We start from the raw sequence: 304 nt of genomic DNA, 5'->3' as shown, positions 1-304 counted from the left end.
AGGTAGAAGTATGAGGAGACGGGAGAAGAAGGAAAAGAAACAAACGATAAAAATAGTAGATATATTAAGGGAACACTGGGAAGAATTTTTCCGAGTGTATGGGGAAAAGATTCCCAAAGAGATGAGAGAAAGTGTAATAGAAGCTGTAGAAAAAGCAATGAGATGTGGAGATCCTCAGTATGGCTATGTGGAATATGTATGTGTAAAATGTAACGGGAAAGAGAAAAAGAGAGTAGGGTTTACGTGCAAAAGCAGATTTTGCAATCGATGCGGAAAAATATACATAGAGAAATGGGTAGAAAAG

General features: G+C 37.2%; 1 protein-coding gene. It reads left to right on the top strand.

The genetic code is table 11. The features are described from left to right. The coding region (locus ciss_RS09700; protein ID WP_174574976.1) for a transposase zinc-binding domain-containing protein at nucleotides 1–304 on the top strand (304 nt) is incomplete at both ends.

Source organism: Carboxydothermus islandicus, from assembly GCF_001950325.1.
Classification (GTDB): Bacteria; Bacillota; Z-2901; order Carboxydothermales; family Carboxydothermaceae; genus Carboxydothermus; species Carboxydothermus islandicus.
Note: the sequence above shows the minus strand (reverse complement) of the source record. Positions and strands in the feature narration are given on the sequence as shown.